Annotated in this window: 20 protein-coding genes and 1 tRNA gene; 11 read left to right on the top strand and 10 right to left on the bottom strand. The window is 64.5% G+C overall.

Features of this window, described 5'->3' with window-relative positions:
• Positions 1–399 precede the first annotated feature (399 nt).
• The 5 genes from SU48_RS13300 to SU48_RS13280 all read right to left on the bottom strand — a co-directional run bounded on the left by SU48_RS13300 (position 400) and on the right by SU48_RS13280 (position 5,457).
• Positions 400–1,461, bottom strand: coding sequence for a glucose-1-phosphate thymidylyltransferase (locus tag SU48_RS13300; RefSeq protein WP_064015664.1), 1,062 nt, complete (start codon positions 1,459–1,461; stop codon positions 400–402).
• 126 nt (positions 1,462–1,587) lie between these two features.
• Positions 1,588–1,662: transfer RNA gene (locus tag SU48_RS13295), tRNA-Glu, on the bottom strand.
• Between the two features lie 229 nt (positions 1,663–1,891).
• Entirely contained in the window at positions 1,892–3,298 is a 1,407-nt protein-coding gene (gene lpdA, locus SU48_RS13290) for a dihydrolipoyl dehydrogenase (RefSeq protein ID WP_064015663.1), read from the bottom strand.
• Between the two features lie 192 nt (positions 3,299–3,490).
• On the bottom strand, positions 3,491–4,513 hold the full coding sequence (locus SU48_RS13285) for a FecCD family ABC transporter permease (protein WP_064016058.1): 1,023 nt from the start codon (positions 4,511–4,513) through the stop codon (positions 3,491–3,493).
• A 68-nt stretch (positions 4,514–4,581) separates the two neighbouring features.
• Entirely contained in the window at positions 4,582–5,457 is an 876-nt protein-coding gene (locus tag SU48_RS13280) for an ABC transporter substrate-binding protein (RefSeq protein WP_064015662.1), read from the bottom strand.
• A gap of 555 nt (positions 5,458–6,012) precedes the next feature.
• On the opposite strand from SU48_RS13280, the gene SU48_RS13275 reads away from it, so the two are divergent.
• The gene (locus SU48_RS13275) at positions 6,013–6,840 is read left to right on the top strand and encodes an ABC transporter ATP-binding protein (protein WP_407919261.1); all 828 of its coding nucleotides are present in this window, start codon (positions 6,013–6,015) and stop codon (positions 6,838–6,840) included.
• 360 nt (positions 6,841–7,200) lie between these two features.
• Here the strand turns inward: SU48_RS13275 and SU48_RS13270 are convergent, their stop codons facing one another.
• Positions 7,201–8,085, bottom strand: coding sequence for an EamA family transporter (locus SU48_RS13270; protein ID WP_064015661.1), 885 nt, complete (start codon positions 8,083–8,085; stop codon positions 7,201–7,203).
• A gap of 43 nt (positions 8,086–8,128) precedes the next feature.
• Here SU48_RS13270 and SU48_RS13265 point away from each other — a divergent pair, with 43 nt between their 5' ends.
• The 5 genes from SU48_RS13265 (at position 8,129) to SU48_RS13245 (ending at position 12,933) form a co-directional block, all read left to right on the top strand.
• A complete protein-coding gene (locus SU48_RS13265) occupies positions 8,129–8,470 on the top strand; it encodes an NAD(P)H-dependent oxidoreductase subunit E (protein WP_064015660.1) in 342 nt (113 codons plus the stop codon).
• A gap of 592 nt (positions 8,471–9,062) precedes the next feature.
• Positions 9,063–9,752, top strand: a complete 690-nt coding sequence (locus SU48_RS13260; RefSeq protein WP_064015659.1) for a winged helix-turn-helix domain-containing protein — start codon at positions 9,063–9,065, stop codon at positions 9,750–9,752.
• Complete coding sequence (locus SU48_RS13255) at positions 9,749–10,729, top strand: sensor histidine kinase (RefSeq protein ID WP_064015658.1); 981 nt, start codon at positions 9,749–9,751, stop codon at positions 10,727–10,729. The genes SU48_RS13260 and SU48_RS13255 overlap by 4 nt, the downstream gene beginning before the upstream one ends.
• 139 nt (positions 10,730–10,868) lie before the next feature.
• Complete coding sequence (gene phoU / locus SU48_RS13250) at positions 10,869–11,513, top strand: phosphate signaling complex protein PhoU (protein WP_064015657.1); 645 nt, start codon at positions 10,869–10,871, stop codon at positions 11,511–11,513.
• A gap of 85 nt (positions 11,514–11,598) precedes the next feature.
• A complete protein-coding gene (locus SU48_RS13245; RefSeq protein WP_064015656.1) occupies positions 11,599–12,933 on the top strand; it encodes a GH1 family beta-glucosidase in 1,335 nt (444 codons plus the stop codon).
• A 13-nt stretch (positions 12,934–12,946) separates the two neighbouring features.
• On the opposite strand, the gene SU48_RS13240 is transcribed toward SU48_RS13245, so the two are convergent.
• Positions 12,947–13,447, bottom strand: a complete 501-nt coding sequence (locus tag SU48_RS13240) for a YbaY family lipoprotein (protein ID WP_231881635.1) — start codon at positions 13,445–13,447, stop codon at positions 12,947–12,949.
• A gap of 109 nt (positions 13,448–13,556) precedes the next feature.
• Between SU48_RS13240 and SU48_RS13235 the strand changes: the two genes are divergently transcribed.
• Positions 13,557–14,228 carry a DNA-3-methyladenine glycosylase family protein gene (locus tag SU48_RS13235; protein ID WP_064015654.1) on the top strand — a complete coding sequence of 224 codons (672 nt, stop codon included), beginning with the start codon at positions 13,557–13,559 and terminating at the stop codon, positions 14,226–14,228.
• Between the two features lie 100 nt (positions 14,229–14,328).
• Here the strand turns inward: SU48_RS13235 and SU48_RS13230 are convergent, their stop codons facing one another.
• Both SU48_RS13230 and SU48_RS13225 read right to left on the bottom strand, forming a co-directional pair.
• Positions 14,329–15,318 carry a carbohydrate kinase family protein gene (locus SU48_RS13230; protein WP_231881634.1) on the bottom strand — a complete coding sequence of 330 codons (990 nt, stop codon included), beginning with the start codon at positions 15,316–15,318 and terminating at the stop codon, positions 14,329–14,331.
• The gene (locus SU48_RS13225; RefSeq protein ID WP_064015653.1) at positions 15,282–16,127 is read right to left on the bottom strand and encodes an HpcH/HpaI aldolase/citrate lyase family protein; all 846 of its coding nucleotides are present in this window, start codon (positions 16,125–16,127) and stop codon (positions 15,282–15,284) included. The genes SU48_RS13230 and SU48_RS13225 overlap by 37 nt, the downstream gene beginning before the upstream one ends.
• A 323-nt stretch (positions 16,128–16,450) precedes the next feature.
• Here SU48_RS13225 and SU48_RS13220 point away from each other — a divergent pair, with 323 nt between their 5' ends.
• Positions 16,451–17,611: a prepilin peptidase gene (locus SU48_RS13220; RefSeq protein WP_064015652.1), complete on the top strand. Its 1,161-nt coding sequence runs from the start codon at positions 16,451–16,453 to the stop codon at positions 17,609–17,611.
• A 91-nt stretch (positions 17,612–17,702) separates the two neighbouring features.
• On the opposite strand, the gene SU48_RS13215 is transcribed toward SU48_RS13220, so the two are convergent.
• Positions 17,703–18,257, bottom strand: coding sequence for a VUT family protein (locus SU48_RS13215; RefSeq protein ID WP_231881633.1), 555 nt, complete (start codon positions 18,255–18,257; stop codon positions 17,703–17,705).
• Between the two features lie 359 nt (positions 18,258–18,616).
• Here SU48_RS13215 and SU48_RS13210 point away from each other — a divergent pair, with 359 nt between their 5' ends.
• The 3 genes from SU48_RS13210 to SU48_RS13200 all read left to right on the top strand — a co-directional run bounded on the left by SU48_RS13210 (position 18,617) and on the right by SU48_RS13200 (position 20,682).
• The gene (locus tag SU48_RS13210; protein ID WP_064015650.1) at positions 18,617–19,021 is read left to right on the top strand and encodes a Fur family transcriptional regulator; all 405 of its coding nucleotides are present in this window, start codon (positions 18,617–18,619) and stop codon (positions 19,019–19,021) included.
• A gap of 227 nt (positions 19,022–19,248) precedes the next feature.
• Entirely contained in the window at positions 19,249–19,938 is a 690-nt protein-coding gene (locus SU48_RS13205; RefSeq protein ID WP_064015649.1) for a hypothetical protein, read from the top strand.
• Between the two features lie 66 nt (positions 19,939–20,004).
• Positions 20,005–20,682 (top strand): MarC family protein, encoded by a 678-nt coding sequence (locus tag SU48_RS13200; protein ID WP_082869778.1) that lies wholly within the window; start codon positions 20,005–20,007, stop codon positions 20,680–20,682.
• The last annotated feature ends 91 nt before the right edge of the window (positions 20,683–20,773 follow it).

Raw genomic sequence — 20,773 nt, 5'->3', positions numbered from 1 at the left:
GCTAGCGGGTTTGTTGGGGTGTGGCTGATTGTGGTGTAAAAGGGCGTTTCTGGGGGCTTGATCTAAGAGTCAAGAGTCTAAGGAAGGGCATTCGCTGGCGCTCACTCACCCCCTCCCAACCTCCCCCCTCAAGGGTGAGGAGCTAAACCCCCAACACCGCTACCTCAAATCGTTCCCGGCCAATTCCGTGTGAGGCCGTCGTCCACGCAGTGGGCGGGCCAATTCCAGCTTAAAAACGACTGGCAGTTCCGCTTCAGGTGAACGATTCAGCCGAGTGTGGAGGCGACAAGATCACTCCTCCTCAGCGGAGCGACAACTCCCCTGACCCCTTTGGGGGCGGGGGCTGGGGGGTCGGGGAGTCCAACGTGGGACAAGCCCAATCATCTCAATCCAACCCCCTTACGCCAACTCCACCAAGCTCGCGTCCGAAATGGTCAGCTTGTGCGTGCGCGGCAATGTGCGCCCGCCGCGTACCTCGGCCTTTACCCCGATCAGGCAGTCTTGCAGGCGCGTATTCAGATGCTCGATGCGGGCCTGCGCGTCTATGACGCTGTGTTCCACTTCCGCCATCCTGACCACTGTGCCGCTGCCGATGCTGGTAAACGGCCCGATATAGGCGTCTTCGATCAATACGTTTTCGCCCAAGAGGACTGGCCCCACGATTTTGCTCCGTACCACTTTTGAGGAAGCCGGAACAATCACGCGGCCTGTCAAGCGGGATTCGGTGACCTCGCCCTGTACGTCGGATTCGATGCGCTCCAGCAGCAGGCGGTTGGCGTCCAACAGGTCGGCGGGGCGGCCCGTGTCTTTCCACCAGCCTTCCACGCGCTGGCCTACCACGCGCCGTCCACGCTCGATCAGGCCCTGAATGGCGTCCGTGATTTCGTATTCGCCGCGTGCAGAAGGCGGCATGCCGTCCAGAACCTCAAAGATTTCGGGGGTGAAGCAGTACAGGCCCGCCACCGCGAGGTTGCTGGGCGGCACTTTGGGTTTTTCCACCAGACGCTTGATCTGGTTGTCGCCGTCCAGTTCGGCCACGCCAAACGCGGTGGGGTCGGCCACCTGCACCAGCGCAATGAGGGCCGCAGGACGGCTCTGGGCAAAGGCCTCGGTAAATGGTTTCGCGCCGTGCTCGAACAGGTTGTCGCCCAAATACACGCAAAAATCGCTGTCACCTACCCACTCCCGTGCCGTCAGCACCGCGTGGCCCAGCCCCAACTGTTCACGCTGGTCAATCATGGTGATCTGCATCTCGGTCAAATCCACCAGTGCATGCCCAATCTCGGCGCGGGTCGCATCCGAAACGATGATGCTGACTTCCGTAATGCCCGCCGCCTGAAGCGTGTGCAGCGCGTGAACGATGATCGGCGCACCCGCCACAGGCAGCACGGGTTTGGGGCGCGTAAAGGTCAGCGGACGAAGGCGCGTGCCCAGTCCGGCGGCGGGAATAATGGCTTTCACCCCGGAATGATGTCACAGGGCACACGGCGCGGCGCGGAGGGTCAACGTATTTCAAAGTTAGGCAGAAGAGCCACATACCCAAACGCCCTAAAAAGCAAAAACCCCCGCCGAGGCGGAGGCTTAGGTTGGTGACCCCAACGGGATTCGAACCCGTATCGCTACCTTGAAAGGGTAGTGTCCTAACCGTTAGACGATGGGGCCACACCACTTCAGTTTGCTCGGCGCAGGCACAGACCAGTTTGATCCATGCTTAAAGCTTCGCTGACTGCCTCTCAAGGCGTCCTTTCGGACAGGCGGAACTATAGCGTTATAAAGGTGAGAACGTCAACCCCACCCGCAGGCAAGCAGAGCCAAAGACACAATCTGGGCGCGGGCGCTTCGGACTTAGGGGCCACAAAGACCCTGTTTCCCGAATGGCCCGCGCCCCGGTTTACATGTGCAGGGCGCGTTTGCTGACGGCCAGAGCGGCTTCCTTCACCACTTCCGAGAGGGTCGGGTGGGCATGCACCGTGCGGGCCAAATCTTCACTGCTGCCGCCGAATTCCATGATGGCGACCGTTTCTCCGATCAGTTCGCTGACGTTGGGGCCAACCATATGCACCCCGAGCAGGCGGTCTGTCTCGGCGTCGGCCACCACTTTCACGAAGCCGCGAGGGTCGCCGTGTCCGAGGGCGCGTCCGTTGGCACTGAAGGGGAACTGGCCGGTCTTGACCGTGTGGCCCTTCTCTTTGGCCTGCTTTTCGGTCAGGCCTGCCCACGCGATTTCGGGGCTGGTATAGATCACCCACGGAATCACGTCGTAATTCACGTGTCCGGCCTGTCCGGCCAGCATTTCGGCCAAGGCCACGCCCTCTTCTTCGGCCTTGTGCGCCAGCATCGCGCCGCCGATCACGTCCCCGATGGCGTACACGCCCGCCAAGTTGGTGCGGTAGTGGCTGTCTACCTTCACGAAACCGCGTTCATCCAGCGCGAGGCCCACCGCGTCGGCTCCGAGTCCGGCAGTGTGCGGCACGCGGCCAATGCTGACGATCAGTTTGTCGAACTGCGCGGTTACGGTCTGGTCTTTTTCGGTGTAGGTCACGGTCACGCCCGCGCTGTCTTGCTGCACGTCCGTGATATTCACGCTGAAATGGAAGTCCAGCCCCTGCTTCTGAAACTGCTTCAGCGCCTCTTTGCTCACGGCGTCGTCGGCGGCCATCAGGAATCCGGGCAGGGCTTCCAGAATGGTGACTTGCGCCCCCAAACGACGCCACACGCTGCCCAGTTCCACGCCGATCACGCCCGCGCCGATCACGCCGAGCTTGGCCGGAACTTCCGCAAATTCCAGTGCCCCGCTGTTTTCCACGATATGGCCGCCAAACGGGGCCAGCGGTAAGGCGCGGGGGCTGCTGCCCGTCGCTACGATCACGTGTTTGGCCTGCACTTCGGTTCCGGCGGCGTTCACGATCCAGCCGTCGCCCTCTTGCCGCACCAGTTGGCCCAGCCCGTGAAAGGAGGTGATTTTGTTCTTCTTGAACAGGTAGGCCACGCCGCCCGTCAGTTTGTCTACGACGCCTGCCTTGCGGCCCAGCATCTTGGAAAGGTTCACCCGTGCGCCGTCCACTTCGATCCCGTGATCGGCGGCGTCGTGCTGAATCATCTCGAATCGTTCGGAGGAATCCAGCATGGCTTTGCTGGGAATGCAGCCCACGTTCAGGCAGGTGCCGCCCAAACTGCCCTTGCCGTCGCGTGTAAATTCATCCACGCAGGCGGTACGAAAGCCCAATTGCGCGGCGCGAATCGCGGCCACATATCCTGCTGGGCCGCCGCCGATGACCATCACGTCAAAAGTATCCATAACCGCCCCGGAGCCTAGCACCCGGCTCTCATGGAGATGGTGGCGCGGGGTAGTAACGGGGCGCGTTTAGGGGACTCAGGGTTTAAAGGTTGAGGGTCTGAGGTGCTGGGGATCTGAGGAAGAGTAAAGTGAGCGCCAGCGATTGCCCTGCTCAGACTCTTAGACCCTCGTCCCTTAGAAGCCCTTCTCCTCTCAGTCACTCCGCCCACGCGCCAGCAGCCACAGAAAAAACGGCCCGCCCAGCAACGTCGTGACCACCCCCACCTGACTGAGAATGGTCGTGCGCGACAGCAGATCGGCCAGCACCAGCAACGCCGCGCCCGCCAGTGCGCTGACGGGCAACAGCACACGGTGGCCCGCACCCCACACCAGCCGCACCAGATGAGGCACCACCAAACCCACGAAGCCGATGATGCCCACATAGGCCACCGCCGCTGCCGTCGCCGCGCTGGCCGCGATGACCACCAGCAGACGCAGGCGCTCCACAGGCACGCCGAGGCTGCGGGCGGTCAGGTCGCCCAGTTGCAACGTGTCTAGCGCACGGGCCAGCGCCATCAGCACGCCGCAGCCGATGACCGCGTAGGGCAAGATGGTCAGCACGTCGCGCCAGCCGCTGAAGCCGAGGTCGCCCAGCGTGTAGGCCAGTACTTGCCGCGCCCGGTCTTCTCCGCGCAGGATCAGAAAGGTGGTAAACGCGCTGAGGACGCTGCCCACCACCACACCCGCCAGAATGAGGCGCGTGGGCGGAAAGCGCCGCCCCTCCCGCGAGAGGGCCAATGTAGTGCCCACCGCCGCCAACGCAAAAGCCAGCGCCGACAGCGGAATGCTGGAGCGGGGCCAGCCTGCCACGATGCCCACGGTGGCCCCCAGCGCCCCGCCACTCGCCACGCCCAGCAAATAAGGATCGGCCAGCGGATTGCGGAACACGCCCTGAAACGCCGCCCCGCACACCGACAGGCAAGCCCCAACCACAAGACCCATGACCACGCGGGGCAGCCGAATCTGCCACACGATGATGTCGTTGCCGCTGAGTTCGGCCCCGCTGCCGAGGCTCAGCACCCCGCGCCACAGCGCCCCCAGCACCTCGGCAGGCGGAATAAAGACGCTGCCGAGGCCCACCGCCAGCACGATAGAGGCCAGCAGCACGGCCAGCAGCGCCAACGTGCGGGGCAGCAAGCGGCGGGGCGGGAGTGTGGTGGAGTGTGGATCGTGGATCGTGGTCAACGGCAACGCCCCCCCTGTTCGCACTCACCACGCAAGCCCCCCCCCTCACGTCGTTTCACCTACTTGAACAAGCCCGGATGCACCAGCTTCGCCAGCCCGCGCAACGCTTCCGGCAAGCGGGGGCCGGGGCGAGACAAGATGGTGCCCAGTCCGGCGGGCAAGTCCAGCACGCGGCTTGTTTTGACTGCTGCTGTGGTATTCCAGCCGGGGCGGGCGGCCACCGTTTTGGCATCTACACCCAAGATCAGTTGGGGGTTGGCCTTCACGATAAATTCGGGATCCACTTTGGGAAAGTCGCCCATGCTGGCCGGAATGATGTTGCGTGCGCCCGCTTTGGTCAGCAGCACGCCCATAAACGAATTCGGGCCGATGGAATACGGCGTGGGGTCTATCTCGTAGTAAGCGGTGGGCTTCTTCACCACGTTCTTGGTCAGAATCTCGATCCGGGCGATGTCTTGGCGCATCTTCAGCACCAGCGCTTTGGCCTGCGCTTCCCGGTTCACCAAGCGGCCCAGCACCAGCGTTTTGCTGAACACTTCGTCGTAGGTTTCGGGGTTGACGGCCATGACCGTAATCCCCGCCTGCGCCAGTGGCTCGGCCAACTTGCCGTACTGACTGATCAGCACCAGATCGGGCTTGAGGGCCACGATGGCTTCTATGTTGGGGTTGTACAGGCCGCCCACCTTGGGCAATTTGGTCACTTGCTGCGGGTAATCGCTGTAGTCGTCTACGCCCACCAACTTGTCGCACGCGCCGATGGCACACAGCGTTTCGCTGGAACTGGGCAGCACGCTGATAATCCGTTTCGGCTCGGCCTTCAGGGTCACTTTGCGGCCCAGATCGTCGGTGATGGTGAGGGGGTAGGTGGTGGCCGCAGCCGAGGCGGAGAGGGCCAAAGCAGCGGTCAGGGTGGTCTTGATCAGTACAGTCTTCATGGTGGATCTCCCTTGTGGGCAGTCCTCCGCAGAATAAAAAGACGCCCCGCAGTGGGGGCGAAAAGTGAACACGTCCGGGGCCGCTGCCCACACAGGGGAGCCTTGCCCTAGGCGTCCCTCCTTCCGCGAGAGGTGTGGCCGCATGCCCGCACGCTCTGTCTGGACACTGGATGTCTTCTGACGGGGCGCGGGGCATGGACAGGCAGGGTGTTCGGACTTCGCCGCCGACTAAGAAACCGGGGCGTTACCGTTGCGCGACAGTGCCGGACTGTACTGATTCCTCAGCATTCACCGGACTTCCCCCACGCCTATCGGGGGCAGTATACGGCGGACTGGGGATCAGGGTGCGGTGTCTAAGGGTCAAGGGGCTGAGGGCTTAAGGTGTTGGGGCGGGGGCGTCGCTGAACTGCCCCCCTGCTCCGCAGCGCTGCGAGCCTGCCCGCTTTAGACGCAGCAGGGGAAGGGTGAGACGGATTCCGTATGATTCCCGGACAGCGGCCCTGCTGATCTACGCCGCCTGTGCCTTCGACCCTTAGACATCGCCCCACAAGCGAGGTGAACCACATCCCCCACATCCAAGCGATACAACCCCATACCCTTGAAGCCTACGCCCTCCACGTCCGGGCCGGAACCTTTGCCGCCGTGCAGGACGTGAGCGCTACCTTCCCGGCAGGTGTGTTCACCGCCGTCATCGGCCCCAACGGTGCGGGCAAAAGTACCCTGCTGCGGGCGCTGCTGGGCCTCAGTCCCCCCGAACGCGGCGAAGTGCGGCTGCTGGGGCGCAAGCTGGCCGACTGGCCCCGGTCTGAGCGGGCGCGGACGCTGGCCTATCTGGCGCAGGGCGAGGCCTTGCCCGAAACGGCGCAGGTGCGCGACGTGGTGGCGCTGGGCCGGGGCGCGGGCGCGTGGCGCTGGGGCCTGATCCCCGCCCGCCCGTGGACAGACGCCGACGAATCCGCCGTGACCGACGCGCTGACCCGCACCGATACCCTCCGGTTCGAACACCGCCGCGTGTCCGAATTGTCGGGCGGCGAACGGCAGCGGGTGTCGTTGGCACGGGCGCTGGCCTCGCAGCCCCGGTTTCTGCTGCTGGATGAACCCACCAACCACCTAGACCTCGCCTACGCGCTGGACGTGATCCGCTACGTGCGCTGCGAAGTGGCCGGGGGCTTAGGCGTGGTAGCCGTACTGCACGACCTGAATCTGGCCGCCCGCGCCGACGCTTTGGTGCTGCTGCATGAGGGCCGCGTGCTGGCGGCTGGCCCCCCCGAAGAGGTGCTGACGCCCGCGCTGCTGCACACGGCTTACGGCATTCACGCGCAGATCATCCGGCACGATGGGCGGTTGGTGGTGCTGCCGCAGGACGGAGTTCAAGGCGTCTAAGGGTCTAGGGTCGAAGGGTCTAAGAAGGGCATGAAGGCAATCGCTGGTGCTCATTTCCCCCTCTGCTAGCGCAGCTCTGCGAGTCCCCAGCCCTCCCCCCTCAAGAGGGAGGGAACAAAAACCCCGATACTGCCACCACATATCGTCCCCGCCCAAATGCGTGTGAGGCCGTCATCCGCGCAGCGGGTGGGCCAATTCCAATGTCAAGACGACTGGCAATTCCGCTTTGGGTGAACGGACAAGCCGACTTGAAACGCGACAAGATGAATCCTGCCTAGTGCAACGACCACTCCCCTGCACCCTTTGGGGGCGGGGGCTGGGGGGTGGGGGAGTTTAACGTGGGACAAACCCAACAATCCCTTACCCCTGCACCGCCCGCCAGCGCCCTAACCACACGCCCCCGAACACATGCACGATCAGGCCCACGAACACCAACGCCGCGCCCAATACCTTGAGCGGCGGAAAGGTTTCTTGAAAATAGAGGGCGCTGCTGAGCATGCCGAACACAGGCACCAACAACGACAGCGGCGCGACCCGGCTGGCCCCATGCTGCTGAATCAGCCAGTTCCAGATGCCGAACCCCAACACGGTATTGAAGTAGCCCATGAAGGCCACCGCCAGCCAAAAGCCGGGGCCGCTGCTGGTGAGGGTGCGGCCTACCGCGTCCCAACCGCTGGTGACGCCCGCCAGCAGCGTGAGGGGAAGGGGCGGAATCAGGGCCGACCAGACCACGAGGCTCAGCATGTTGGCATTGCCCGCCGACCTCACGAAGATGTTACTGACGGCCCACCCGCCCGCCGCAACCAACACCAGCCCGAAGCCGATGAGGCTGGTCTGATGATCGGCCAACAGGCCTATGACGCCCATGCCCCCAAAGGCCAGCGCCATGCCCAGCACCTGATTTGGCCCCAGTTTTTCTCGCAACAAAGCCGCCGCCAGCAGCGCGGTCAAGAAGGCCTGCATCTGCATCAGCAGGCTGGCGAGGCCCGCGCTCATGCCCAGCTGAATGGCGAGGTACAGCAGCCCAAACTGCACGACGCCCACCGCCAAGCCGTAGCCCACCAGCAGTTGCCAGCGCATGACTGGGCGCGGAATGAAGAACACGGCGGGCAGCGCGGCCAACGCAAAGCGCAGCGCGGCCACCAACAACGGCGGGGCGTCCGTGACACTGAGCTTGATCACCACAAAATTCACGCCCCAGATGAAGGTAATCAGCAGGGCCAACAGCAGGCTTCGGAGCGGCATTGCACCCAATCTACCCCCGCCCGTGCCGTTAGCCTAAGCATCTATGTCTGGCCCCCTCTACTTTTCTACGCGCGGACACCTGTTGGTCTGTCAGGGCCAAAGCTGCCAAACGCGGGGTTCTGCGCTGCTGCACCGCGCCCTCTGGAACGCTCTGGAGCGCGAATCTTTGGCCTACTACAAAAAAGGTGGCAGCCTGCGCCTCACCGAAAGCGGCTGCCTCGGCGCGTGCAGCTACGGCCCGACGCTGTGCGCCTACCGCACCAAGCCGGAGGGCGGCCTAGAAGAAGGCTGGTACGCCGCCACCGATTTGCCGCAAGCCCTGAGTGTGGCCCGCGCCATACACGCCGGGGAAGCCTTACCGGACGGGGGGAAGTACGGGCCGTAAAGGGCGTTTCAGGGCCGAGGGCTTGGGGACGGTCTAAGGGTCTAGGGTCGAAGGGTCTAAGGGTCTAAGGGTCTGAGGAAAAGCCGCAGTGCGAATAGCTGCTGCGCCTTCTACAGCAAAGCTAAGTCTGTCTGCTGGCTTGCTGCCACGCCTTCCCCCACCCCCCAGCCCCCGCCCCCAAAGGGTGCAGGGGAGTTTGTCGCTCCGCTCGGGAGGATTGATCTTGTCGCGCCCAGACCCGGCTTGTTCGTTCTTTTGAAGCGGAATCGCCAGTTTCCTCTGAACTGGAATTGGCCCGCCCACTGCGTGGACGACGGCCTCACACGGACAGGGGCGGGAACGGTGCAGGCTGGTTTTTTGCGCGCTTTCCCGTGAGGGGGCTGAGGACTCGCAGAGCTTCTTGATCAGAACGGACTGTCATCGTGAACGGACGCGCATGGGCACGCCTGACCGCTGCGAAGCAGAGGGGGTGAGCAAGCAACGCGATTGCCCCTCCGCCCTTCCTTAGACCCTAGACCCTTACACCGCCCGTCATACCCCTGAAATCCCCCTCCCTGACACCCGCCTGACCTGACACGGCAGAATGAGGGCAATGAGCCACGTTGTTGTGATTGAAGATGAAGGCACGGTTCGGGATGTCCTGCGCTTTCATCTGGAGCGGGCGGGCCTGCGCGTCACGGCTTTTGAATCGACACGCGGCACCGAGGAAGCGCTGGCGCAGGCCGACGCGTTGGTGCTGGACTGGATGCTGCCGGGAGAAAGCGGGCTGGGCTTCCTGCGCCGCTTGAGAGGCGACCCCGAACTGCGCCGCCTGCCCGTGCTGATGCTCACCGCCCGCGCCGCCGAGGCCGAGCGGGTAGAAGGGCTGGAATCCGGAGCAGACGATTACCTGACCAAACCGTTCAGTGCCGCAGAATTGGTGGCGCGGGTGCGTGCCCTGCTGCGCCGCACCCTGCCCGATACGCCCCAGACGCTGACCAATGGCCCCCTGACCGTGGACATCAGCGCCGCCGAGGCCCGCATGGGCGGCAAACGCCTGAACCTCACCCGCCGCGAGTTCGATCTGCTGGCCTTTCTGACGCAGCACGCGGGCCGGGTCTACTCGCGCACCGAACTGCTAGACCGCGTGTGGGGGGCAGATTTCTTGGGCGGAGAGCGCACGGTGGATCAGCACGTGACGCAGCTGCGGGCACATTTGGGCGACGATCCTACCCGGCCTGACTTTCTGGAAACGGTGCGCGGCAAAGGCTACCGGATGCGGCCATGGACAGACGCCGCATGACCCCGCAAGCCCGGTCAGAAGGTGATCTGCCCCAAGGCGATCCCGTGCAGGGCGCTTGGCTGGACGCCCTGCCGCAAGCCGTGTTGCTGATCGAATCGGGCAGCGTGACCCGCGTGAACGCCGCCGCCGCCCGCTTGTGGGGCGTGCCGCAAGACCGCGCCGCCGGACGCCCGGTGCTGGAAATCGTGCGGCGGCATACGCTGGAAGCCCTCGCAGAGCGCGGCGGCGAAATGGAGCTGGAGGTCAGCGGGCGCACCCTGCGCTGCACCGCCACCCGCGACGGCGTTCACAGCGCCCTGATCGTGGAGGACGTGACCGACCACCGCCGCCGCGAGGCCGAATTGCGCGAGGCCACCGCGGTGCTTTCGCATGAATTCCGTACCCCGGTGGCTGCCCTGCGCGGTGTGCTGGAGGCGCTGGAATACGACATGCCCACCGACCTGGCCCAGAACTTTGTGCGGCAAGGGTTGCAGGAAACCGAGCGACTGGCCCGGCTGGTGGAAGACCTCGCGGTAGGCTTCCGCCCCACTCGCGCCCGCACTCTGCCGCTGGCCGAGGCCTTTGCCCGCGCCGAACGCCTGCTGGGCACCGATCTGAGTGCGCGGCAAGCCACCCTGACCTTTGGGCAAGACCATCTGGTGCGGGCCGACCCCGACAAACTGCTGCAAGTGCTGCTGAACCTGATCGAGAATGCCCTGAAATACGGCCCCAACGGGCAGCCCATTCATGTCCGCACTGCCGAGCGCGGCACGTGGGTCGAGGTGGCGGTGCTGGATCACGGCCCCGCCATCTCGGATTCCGAGAACCTGTTTCGCGCCCATACACGCGGGCAAGGGGCCACCGGGCAGGGCAGCGGCATGGGGCTGTATATCGTGAGGAGCATCGTGCATGGCTGGGGCGGGCAGGCGTGGGCCGAGCGCGAAGGCCAGCAGAACGCCTTTTGCTTTACTCTGCCGGGTGTAGCAGGCATCGGCTGACGCAGCCCTGACCCGGATCTGCCCCGCCAAATGGTAAGTTTTCTCTCATACGGCGTGTAGTCTTGCCCGGAGCCGCCCGCGCTGCATCCCCCTTCCCCTTTGTTCCGGCTTTCCCCGGACTGTTCTTCAGGAGTGCCCTATGCGTGAAGCCCTCGAATCCGACCTCCGTGCCGTGCTGAACGGCGCACTGAATATGCTGGGCACTGTGGAGCGCATGTTGCCCATCGCCGCCGACATCCTGCTGCACGAGCGCACCGAGCGCTTAGAGGAAATTCGCGCCCTAGACCGTGAGGTGGACGCGCAGGAAGCCCAAATCGAGGCCGAATGCCTGCGGATTATCGCCCTGCATCAGCCGGTAGCCCGCGACCTGCGGATGGTGGCGCTGATCCTGAAGAGCCTGAGTGACATCGAGCGCATGGGCGATTACACCGTGCACGTTGCCAAAGACGGCTCGGAATTGGCTCAGGCTCCGGCCCTCAAGCGCTACGTGAATCTGGCCCGCATGCTGGAACGCCTCGGTGAAATGAGCCAAAACCTCCGCACCGCCCTCGCAGACCGCGACGTGACCCGCGCCGAAGCGACGATTGGCATGGACGACGAAGTAGACGACCTGTACGAGCAGATTCAGCGCGAACTGGTCACCTACATGCTGGAAGACCCGCGCAACATTTCTAAGGCCCTGATGCTGATGCGCGTGGGCCGCAGCCTAGAGCGCGTGGGCGACCACATGGAAAACATCGCCGAGCGCGTGCGCTATTGGGTCACCGGGCAGCGGGAAGCATAAGCCGAAAGAACACCGCACTCCCCAGAATCGCCGCCCTTCAGTGGGCGGTTTTCCATTCACCCGCTCCCCGCGCTACCCTAACCCCATGAGCGATCTTCCGGCGGGATTCGTGTGGGGAGCAGCGACGGCGGCCTATCAGATCGAGGGAGCGGTGGCAGAGGGCGGACGCGGCGCAAGCGTCTGGGACACCTTTTCCCATACGGCGGGCCGGATCAAGAACGGCGACACGGGCGACGTGGCCTGCGACCATTTCCACCGCTACAAGGAGGACGTGGCGCTGATGAAGGAACTGGGCCTCACGGCCTACCGCTTCAGCATCGCTTGGCCCAGAGTGCAGCCCGAAGGCCGGGGGCGCACCAACGCGGCGGGACTGGCCTTTTACGACGCCCTCACCGACGAACTCCTGAACGCGGGCATTCAGCCTTGGCCCACGCTGTTTCACTGGGATTTGCCGCAAGCCCTGGAAGACGACGGCGGCTGGCTGAACCGCGACACCGCCCACCGCTTCGAGGACTACGCCTTTGCGGTGGGCGAACAACTGGCAGACCGCGCCGCCGGATTCATGACCCTGAACGAACCCTTCGTGGTGATGGCGCTGGGCTACATGCTGGGCATTCACGCGCCGGGGCATCAATTGGGGCTGGCGGGCGGCTTCGCTTCGGCGCACCATCAGTTGCTGGCACACGGCATGGCGGTGCGGGCCTTGCGGGAAGCCGGGGCGCGGCAGGTGGGCATCGCCAACAACTACGCCCCCGCGTGGCCCGCCACCGACCGCGACGCCGATCATGAGGCGGCGGCGCAACTGGACGCGCTGCACAATCACCTGTTTACCGATCCCCTCCTGCGCGGTCAGTACCCGGCGGCAGTGCTGGACTTGGTGAGTACCCACGCGCCGGAGGCCCTGAACCTGATTCAGTCCGGCGACCTCGCCACCATCGCCGCGCCACTGGACTTTTTGGGCGTCAATTATTATCAGCCTGACCACGTGACCGCCGACCCGCAGTCGCCCTTTGGGGCCAAAGTGGAAGGCGTGCCGGGCCGAGAGCGCACCCATTTCGGCTGGTCAGTGGTGCCCGAAGCCCTGACACAAACGCTGACCGACCTGAAAGCCCGCTACGGCGACGACTGCCCGCCGATTTACGTGACCGAAAGCGGCTGTTCTCAGCCCGATGTCTTGATAGATGGCCGTGTGCGCGACGAGGCCCGCAGCCGCTACCACGAGGCGCATCTGGAGGCCGTTGCCGCCGCCATTGCGCGTGGAGCCGACGTGCGCGGCTACTTCGCGTGGAGCCTGATGGACAACTTCGAATGGGCCGAAGGATATTCGCAACGCTTCGGGCTGGTGTACGTGGATTTCGAGACGCAGGAGCGCACGCCCAAAGACAGCTTTCACTGGCTGAAACGGCGAATCGGGGGGTGAGGCTCAGCCCTCCTCAGCGGACGCGAACCACCTTCACGTCCAGCACGGCCCGGTTTCCGGTGGGCAGTTCCGTCCGGGTGTCGGTCACGTACAAGAGTTTGCCGTTCTTGTCGGTCACAGTGGCCCGCACCGCGTAACTGCGGCCCGCCGAAAAGCGCACCGGGTTGTACACCATCTGGTAAGAGGCGGGCAGGCGCGGCGTGCTGAACTGGATTCTGACCAGTTGCTTGGAAGCCACGTCTTGCAACGACACGTCTTCGATGACCACCGTAACCGTGCTGCCTGCGGGCAAGGCCGTTCGGCTGGGCGTCAGCACCTGCCCGCGCAACTCGCGCCAGCCTGCCGGAATACTGGCCGCTGTACTGGAAGAAGCGGCGCTGGGCGTGGGGGCTGGGGCAGGGCGAGAGATTGGAACCGGGCGGGTAATGGTCATGCCGCCGATGGTGGTCTGGGCCGAGGCTCCGGCCAGCAGCAGGACGGCGAGGGCGGGCATCAGGGAGCGTGAGAACTTCATGCCTCTATCCATACCTGATAAATGTGATGGGAAGATGACTGGGTGTGTAGCCCGGTTGAACACAGCGACAGTTTAAACAGGGCTTTCTTCTGGCCTGCACAATACACAGATGCCCGAAGCTCTGCCTTTGCCCGACCTGCCGCTCACCGACCATGCGGCGGCGCTGCTGCACCTCTCGCGTGACCCGCTGCTGGCCCAAGTCATCGCCCACGTGGGCAGCCTGCCTGTACTCGTGCCCACGTCCGACCCGTTTGGCACGCTTATTCGCAGTGTGAACGGGCAACAACTGAGCGTGAAGGCGGCGGCCAGTATTCACGGGCGACTGGTGGCCGCGCTGGGTGAGCCTGATCCCCAGACAGGCCTTCCCCTCACCATCACGCCAGAGGCTTTGATCGCCGCAGACGGCGAAACCTTGCGCTCGTTCGGGCTGTCTTGGGCCAAAGTTCGAACGGTGCAGGCCTTGGCCGCCGCCGCGCTGGATGGCCGGGTGGATTTTGCCCACCTGTCTACTTTGCCCGACGAAGCCGTGATTGCCGCCCTGATTCCGCTGCCCGGCATAGGCCGCTGGACGGTGGAAATGTTCCTGATGTTCGCGCTGGCCCGCCCCGACGTGTTCAGCATGGGCGACCTCGCGCTCCGGCAGGGGCTGGCGAGACTACACCCGCACACGCCGCCCGCCGAGGTGCTGGCAGGCTGGGCACCGTACCGCACGCTGGCCGCCCGATACGTGTGGGCCGAAAACCACCGCGTCAAGGGGGGCGGGGAGCCGGTGGCGGGGTAGGAGTGTGGAGAAGTGAGGTCAATCTCTAGGCTTTTGCCAACGTTCACAGCTAAAAACCTTGATCTTTCTGCCCACCCGCGCTTTTCCCACGATCTACTTTCTACTTCCCTTCCAGCCTCTCTAACACCGCTTCCCGCGTCATGGTCGGAGAAACCGTATGGGTACTTTCCACCGTCAGGGCGGCGGCGGCGTGGCCCTGACGGGCGGCTTCGGCGGGGGCCACGCCTGCCAGCAGTGCAGCGAGGTAGGCCGCCAGCATCGCGTCTCCGGCTCCGGTCACGTCGGCGACTTTGGCGGGAATGGTGGGAAGTTCGGTGTAAGTTCCGGGCATAGAGAGCAGGCTGCCCAACTGCCCACGCCGCACCCACACGGTGTCAATCCCCTGTGCGTGCAGCTCCTCTGCGGCGGCCCGGATGTCGGCCACGCTGTCCGGCACGTCGCGGCCTACGAGTGCGCCGAGTTCCAGCAGATTGGGCGTGATGGTATGCGGCGGAAATCCGGCCTGAATACACGACTGAATTTGCAGTGCTTTGGGCACACTCACTGGCTCGAACGCCACCGGGATTCCTGCTTCGGCGGCCAACTTCATCAGGTGCAGCAACGTAGCTTCTGTGAGATTGCCGTCGGCCACCACCCACGTCGCGCCGCGCAGCACGGCCCGGCGGTCATGCAGGGTGGTGGGGGTCAGCACGCTCAGCACCGTCATGTCGGACACGGCCACCAGCAGTTCGCCCTCATGGTTCAGCGTGGCCATGTACGTGCCCGTCAGGTGTTCGTTGACCCGCATCACAAAGCGCACGTCTACGCCCGCCAGCTTGGAGTCGTCCAACAAGGCGTCGCCCAGACTGTCGCGGCCCACCGCACTGACCAGCGACACCGCCACGCCCAGCCGCGCCAGATTCTCGGCGATGTTGCGGGCCACGCCGCCTGCGGTTTGGGTGGTCAGGCCGGGGTTGCTGGTGCCCAAGATCACCGGGGCCAACGTGTGTGCCTTCAAATCCACATTTGCGCCGCCCACCACCACCACGCGGGCCGGAGCTGGGGCGGGAGCGGTCAAGAGGTTGATTCCGGTTGCGTCTGCTGTGCCCACAAGGTCAGGTTATCCCGTGCCGCGTCCACGTGCATCTGTTCGACTAGCGACCCCCTATAGGTGGCCACGCTTTTGCCCTCTGCGCGGGCGGTTTCCCACGCACCCAGCAGGGCGCGGGCTTCGTCGGCCTGTGCAGCGGTCACGCCATACGCGGCATTGGCCGCCGCGATCTGGCCCGGATGAATCACCGTTTTGCCCGCGAAGCCCAGCATTCGGCCCTGAGCGCATTCACGGGCCAACCCTTCCCCATCGGTAATGTCATTGAACACGGCGTCCAGCGGCACTTTTCCGGCGGCGCGGGCGGCCAGCACCACCGCAGACAGGGCGTGCAAGAGTGGCAAGCGTTCGGGGTGCGGCCCAGTTCGCAGGGCGCGGGCCAAATCGTTTGCACCCACCAATAGGCCTGCCACACCCGGTACGGCGGCAATGGCAGCGGCGTTCAGCACCCCGGCAGGCGTTTCGATCATGGCCCACAGCGGCAGGCCCAAGCTGAGGGCGGCCACAGCACGGGCGTCCTCGGTTTTGGGCAGCACCAGACCCGCCGCGCCCGACAGCAACGCCATTTCCCGGTCTGCGTGTTCGTGTTCGGTACCCAGTCCGTTCACGCGCACCAGCACCGGCACGCGCCAGCCGCCCGCCCGCAGTGCCAGCCGCACATTCTCCCGTGCCTGCGCTTTGGCTTCGGGAGCCACCGCGTCCTCCAAGTCCAGAATCACGGCGTCCGCGCCCAGTCCACGCGCCTTCTCTATGGCCCTCGACTTGTCGCCGGGCACATACAGCACGGAGCGCCACACTATTGAGGCCGTCATTCGGGCTGGGCTGACTTGCGGGGACGGCGGGCAGCTCTGGCCGCGCTGGACGCCAGCAAGAAGGGCAGCAGGGCCAGCAGGAACTTCAGGGGGCGGGGCATACGGGCAAGTGTAGCGGGGCCGGATGAACTGGGGGAGAGAAGGGAGGGCCGGAGCGGAGCGGCATTCACAGGGCTGCATCCACTGAGCCGGAATCACGTTCATCAGCACAAGGGGCCAGAGAACGAGAAGCCTGTGCCGTCACCATCTGAACAGGCCTTTCAATCCAGCTCCACTTCCGCCCTGACAGACCCGTGTGACGCCCCTTCCCCTACACTTTCCGGGTGAATCTCGACGTCTTCGTGGTGGTGTGCGCCGCCGTGTTCGGCCTGCTGGTCGGCTCGTTTTCCAATGTGCTGATCTGGCGGCTGCCACGCGGCGAAAACATCGCCTTTCCGCCCAGCCATTGCCCGCATTGCGACCACGCCCTGAAACCCCTAGACCTCGTGCCTGTGGCCTCTTGGCTGGCGCTGGGGGGCAAGTGCCGCTACTGCCGCGCTCCTATCAAACGGCGGTATCCGGTGGTGGAATTGCTGACGGGCCTCGGCTACGGCGTCATCGCGGCCCTGTTTCCGCTGGCGGTCTACGGCGTGGGCACACTGGGCCTGATGGTGCTGTTTACGCTGCTGCTGGTCGCCAGCGCCATAGACCTCGACACCTATACCATTCCCGACGAACTGACCCTGCCCGGCGTGGCGCTGGGGCTGGTCTTCGCCTTCTTCGGGGCGCGGGCGGCGGGGGCCGAATACAACCTGCCCAACTTGCCGGAAGCCGTGAACGGAGCGCTGCTGGGCGCGGGCCTGTTGGTCAGCATAGACCTGCTGGCTTCGTGGGTGCTGAGGCGGTTTAAAGAACGCCAATACCCTGATTTTCCCATCGGCTACCAGCAGATTGGGCTGGCGCTGGCGGCGGGGGCGTGGCTGGGGCCGTGGTGGGGCGCGGGCGTGGGCCTGCTGGCGGTGGGCATAAATCTGGCGGCGCGGCGTGTGGTGCGTATTCCCGAACTGCTGACCATCGGCGGCTTTCTGGTGAGTGTGATGCTGGGCAGCGCAGGCTACGGCATGGGCCTGATTTTGATGGTGCAGGGCGCACTGGCCGCAGCGGGCGCGGTGTCGCTGGTGGCGGGCCTGTACTGGTGGATTCAATTTCTCCGCACAGCCAAAGCCGATGCACCCGCCGAAGACGATGCCCCCTACGACCCCAGCGCGATGGGATTCGGCGACGTGAAACTGGCCGCCGTGATCGGTGCGTTTTTGGGCTGGGAGCGCTTATTGGTGGCGGTGGTCGTGGCTGTCTTCGCTGGAGCCTTGTTCGGCGTCGTGCAACTGGCTCTCAAAAGCGAAAACCGCGTCAAGTTCGGGCCGTATCTGGCCCTCGGCGCAGTGGTGGCCCTGATCTGGGGCGCAGCGATTGTGGAGAGCTACCGGGGAATGCTGGGACTCTAAAAGCAAGATTCAACCGCATCAAAAACCTGCCCCCGCCAAGGCTGATGCTGTGGCGGGGGCAGGTTCTTTCAAGTTCAGACTTCTTGCAAGTTCAGACAGCTAGCCGCGCCCCCCGGCGTACCCGGAAGGCGAACACGGCGGCGATCAGGAACTTGGCGAGAATATCGGCATAGATGATCTGCACGATCTGGCCTGTGGGCATGTCGCCCCAGAAGGCCAGCAGGTTAAAAATCACGCTGTCCAGCGGCACACTCACAGCGTTGCTGGCCAAGACCCGTGTCCACCAGTTGCGGTGAATGAGGCGCTGATACACGCCCGTATCGGCCAGTTCTCCGATCAGCAGGGCCAGAAACGACGCCCCGATAAAGCGCCAAGGCGTCTCGGTAACGAGGGCGAACAGCGTATTGACCAGGAGCGCCAGCGCAATGGCGATATACACGGCCCGCAAGCCCCCCGCCCGGTGAATGCGGTCACGGAGGGTAAATACCGCCGCGAAGAAAATGGTGCCTACACTCAGCAGGCCGTACACAGGCAGCGGAATAAAGGTATTGAGGGTCAGGTTGGCGAGCAAAATGCTCAGCGCGTACAGGGCGATCAGTAGCAGGGGCAGACCAGTCAGGGCCGCCATCGTGGAACTCTTTCTCATACAGCCTCCAGCCGCAGCGACAACACAGGTCACGGGCAAGCAAAGAGCCTAGCAGGAATAGGGTAGAGGAAAGGGGAAGCGGCCCCGTTGCGCGGCACTGCCCCGACTCTCTGGCCTACTGGGGCAAATGGGATGTGGGAGGAGGTGGGTCAGCGCAGCGAACGGTGTTCTACACGCACCTTGCAGCAAGTAGCAAGCCCATATCAAACATGGCCTAAGCCAAGATAGGCCACCCTGGACGCCTTTTCCGGCTGATCTGGTCAGCCAAAAACAGCAGCGCCCCAGCATCTTAGACCCTCGACCCTTAGACCTACTCCCACATCCCATTTGCCCCGCTTCTCATTTGCTATTCTTCCTCTATGACGATGGTGCGGCAAACCCGGCAACGGCAGGCGGTGATCGAGGTGCTTCAGGCCTCGCGTGCCCACCCTGACGCGGCGTGGATTCATGGCAAGGTGCGGCAATCGCTGCCCAGCGTGAGCCTCGGCACCGTGTACCGCACCCTCGACGCCCTTGTGCGCGATGGCGTACTGCTGACCATCGAGCGGGCAGGGCAGGCCACGCGCTACGACTACAAACACGGCGGCGAGTATCACCACCACGCGGTTTGTCGGGGCTGCGGCGCAATTTTCGATGTGGACGCGGCGGCCATTCCCAGCATTCCGGCGGCGGCCCTGCCCGCAGGATTCTCTGTGACCGAAGTGCGGCTGGAATTTATGGGCATGTGTACGGGCTGCGCGGCCAAAACAAGTCAAGACGGCTGAGCGACATTCAACGGTTACGTGTAAACCCCCCAGTCTGCTTTGCAGCCAGCCCCCCTTAGAGGGGAGCGCAACTGCTTCTAGTCCCCACCTCTAAGGGGGGGCGTTGCGAACGCAACGGGGGGGTTCACCTTCCACCTCAACTTTCCAACCTGCCCCCAACCCATACAGGAAGCAGTCATTTCCCGGCCTGCCCATTTGTCCCCGCCTCGCCGCGCTAGCCTCCCCCCATGAGTCTGCCGCTTTCTCCTGCTCCCAATGAATTTCCGTCTTACCGAATGGCGGAATTTCTGCCTGCCTTCCTGTTGGGCTGGGGCATCGGTGCGGCGCTGGTGTTTGGGGTGCGGGCGCTGGGCGGGGCGCTGCTCACCGATCCCTGTCAGGGGCACACGCTGCTGGCCCTGATCATGCCGCTGGTGCTGGGGCCGGGTGGACTGGGCTTCACGGCCTTCAATTTCCGGCGGCCCAAACGGGCGGCGCTGGGGCTGGGGCTGGTGGTGGCCTCGCTGATGCCTGCGCTGTCAGTCGGAGCGCGAGACATCGGGGCACTGCGCGGCAGCGGGTGTGCGGGCGGCTATGTAGTGCTGTCGGCCTCGGGCGGCCCCACTGACCGCAGCTCCTCTATCAGCACCCTCAGCCTGCGCGTGGGCGAGTCCCGCACCCTGTCGGGCCGGGTCGGAGGCTACACGCCCAGCACGCATCCGGGCCTGTTTACGCTGGCCGCCGACAGCAACACCCCCGGCATCACCGTGCAGCTCCCCAAAACGCAGGTGCGGGCAGGCGAAGTGTTCCCCGTCACGGTCAGCGTCAAAGCAGGTACGGGCGTGAACAGCTACACGGTGGGCGTGCAGGCCCGCCAGATCGTAGACGGCAAATCGGTGGCGGCGGTGGGCACGCTGGAAGTCAACGCCCGGCCCTGAGTGTTGGGCCTATGTCTCAGCCTGGGGTGACGCTTCCGTGACGCCCTTGGGGGTACGCTACGGGGCGTGAATGTGGCCGAACTGTCCAGCATCAGCTTGCAAACCTTCCTGACCATGCTGGTGGTCATGGATCCGATTGGCCTCGCCCCTATTTTTATCGGGCTGGCAGGCAACCGCCCCGCCTTCGAGCGCCGTCGGGTGGCCCTCAAAGCATCGGTGGTGGCAGGCATCATCATCTTGCTGTTCGGGCTGTTCGGGCGAGAACTGCTGGAGCATCTGGGCATCAGCCTCAGCGCCTTCCGGGTGGCGGGCGGCATCCTGCTGTTCCTCATTGCGCTGGACATGGTGTTCGCGCGGCCCAGCGGCTCCAAGGAAACGCCGGAAGAAGAACAGGAAGCCCAAGAACGCCAAGACATCAGCGTGTTTCCGCTCGCCATACCGCTCATCGCTGGCCCCGGCACGCTCGCCAGCATCATGATTCTCGCCAGCGACGCACACGGCGACGGCCTGCTGCTGGGGGCAGTTTTTGTGGTCACGTTCGGGGTGCTGCTGCTGTGTTACCTCGCCCTACGCTTGTCGGGTCAGATTGCCCGCGTGATTGGCCTCACCGGGGTGCATGTGGTCACGCGGGTGCTGGGCGTGCTGTTGGGCGCGTTGGCCGTGCAGTACGTGGCCGATGGGGTGCTGGAATTCATGCGCGGCGGTCTGAAGATCACGGGTCTGGGGCTGCCGGGACTGACCTGAGCATTGGCCTGATCTCGCCCCACTTTCTCCCGTTCAGCTAGGCCAGCGATAAGCCACCCGGCGCACCAATTGCTTGACAACTGCGCCGTAT

The organism is Deinococcus puniceus (genome assembly GCF_001644565.1).
Lineage (GTDB): Bacteria > Deinococcota > Deinococci > Deinococcales > Deinococcaceae > Deinococcus > Deinococcus puniceus.
The sequence above is the reverse complement of the archived record's forward strand: the minus strand, read 5'-3'. Positions and strand labels throughout refer to the sequence as shown.